The sequence below is a fragment of the Pararhizobium sp. P1_E7 genome (assembly GCF_056405855.1).
This window is the reverse complement of sequence record NZ_JBFUBH010000198.1, coordinates 1-1,792: the sequence shown is the minus strand read 5'-3', so window position 1 is coordinate 1,792 and position 1,792 is coordinate 1. Positions and strand designations below refer to the sequence as shown.

The window sequence follows — 1,792 nt, the reverse complement described above, 5'->3', positions numbered from 1 at the left end:
GTGCTCACCCTGTCCGGGTGTTCTGAGGAAAAGGCTGAAACGAAGGAGATCGTTCGGCCGGTGAAAGTAGTCGAGATTGCCGCCATCGATACTTCGCGCACGCTTAGCTATTCCGGCACGGTGCGTGCCCGCACCGAGATGAACCTCGGGTTCCGCGTCAACGGCAAGATCACCGGGCGCCTTGTCGATATCGGCCAAAGGGTGAAATCGGGCGATCTGCTCGCCCGCATCGATCAGGCCGACTACGCGCTGGCGCTGACCAGCGCCAAGGCAAATCTCGATGCAGCCGAACGGCAGGTGGAGACCACGGAACTGGCGCGCGTGCGCGCCGAGCAGCTGTTTGCCAAGAACGTTTCGCCAAAATCGCAACTCGAACAGGCGACACTTGGCTACAATCAAGCAGTTGCCACTCGTGACGCGGCAAGGTCGGCACTCGACCAGGCGAAGAACCAGGTCAGCTATACCGATCTGAAGTCCGACCAGAACGGCATCGTCACCGCAATCAGTGCCGATATCGGCCAGGTCGTCGGCTCGGGAACGCCGGTTGTCAGCGTTGCCGTCGATGGCGAAAAGGAAGTGCTGGTTGCCATACCCGAAACGGATATTGCGCAATTCAAGCCCGGCAAGACCGTCACGGTGGGGTTCTGGTCGAACGCGGCGCTGCTGCTGCAAGGCAAGGTGCGTGAGGTGGCCGGCAGCGCCGAGCCGCAATCGCGTACCTTCGCGGTACGCATCAGTCTGCCGAATGATCCGAGCGTGCTTCTCGGCATGACCGCCGGCATCGTGGCCGCTGCTGCCGATACGCAGCAACTGGTCTCCGTCCCCTTGGGAGCGCTTGCCAGGAAGGATGGCCAGCCCATCGTCTGGACCGTCGATCGCGCCGCCGGGACCGTGCACGCCCGCGCAGTCAAGGTCGCCGATTTTACCGGTGACGGCGTGCGGATCGCCGAAGGATTGAAACCCGGCGATGCCGTGGTTGCCGCCGGCACCCAGTTTATGACGGAGGGTCTGAAGGTGAAGCTTAGCAGCGAAACATCGCAGCAATCTGCCGCAGCTGCGGCGACTGGCGAAAACACCCAGCTCGTGCGCTGAGCCAAATCCATCGAAAGCGGGATATGCCGATGACCTCCTCCACCGACCAAAAACAGTCCTTCAACCTGTCGCGCTGGGCGATCAGGCATCCGAGCATCGCGCGCTTCCTGTTCGGGCTGATCCTCATCACCGGCGTGCTCGGACTGATGCGCATGGGGCAGAAAGAAGATCCGGATTTCACCTTCCGCGTCATGGTCGTCCAGGCGATCTGGCCGGGCGCATCGATCCAGGACATGGAAGATCAGGTTGTCAACAAGATCGAGCGCAAGCTGCAGGAGACCCCGCATCTCGATTTCGTCCGTTCCTACACCCGCGCCGGCAGCGCCATCATCACCCTGCAGGTCAAGGGCGACACCAACGCCGCGCAGGTTGCTGATGCCTTCTATCAGGTGCGCAAGAAGATCGGCGATATCGCCAATGAATTGCCGCAGGGCCTGCTCGGTCCCTATTTCAACGACGAGTTCGGCGACACGTTCATTACCCTGCACTCGCTCAGCGGCGAGGGCTACAGCTATCCGGAACTGAAGACGTTCGCCATTCAGGCGCGCGATATGCTGCTGACGACGCCCGGTGTCGAAAAGGCCGTCATCATCGGCGACCAGCCGGAAAAGATCTATATCGACATTTCGTCGGCGGTGCTGGCGGCCCGCGGGTTGACGCTTGCCGACGTGCAGAATGCCATCAAGGGGCAGAACAATGT

The 1,792-nt window shown here is 61.4% G+C and carries 2 protein-coding genes; both read left to right on the top strand.

Annotation, left to right across the window (positions count from 1 at the left end; genetic code table 11):
• A complete protein-coding gene (locus AC1D17_RS28860) occupies positions 1-1,092 on the top strand; it encodes an efflux RND transporter periplasmic adaptor subunit (protein WP_477568619.1) in 1,092 nt (363 codons plus the stop codon).
• A gap of 29 nt (positions 1,093-1,121) precedes the next feature.
• A partial coding sequence (locus AC1D17_RS28855) for an efflux RND transporter permease subunit (protein WP_477568618.1) occupies positions 1,122-1,792 on the top strand: 671 nt, incomplete at its 3' end.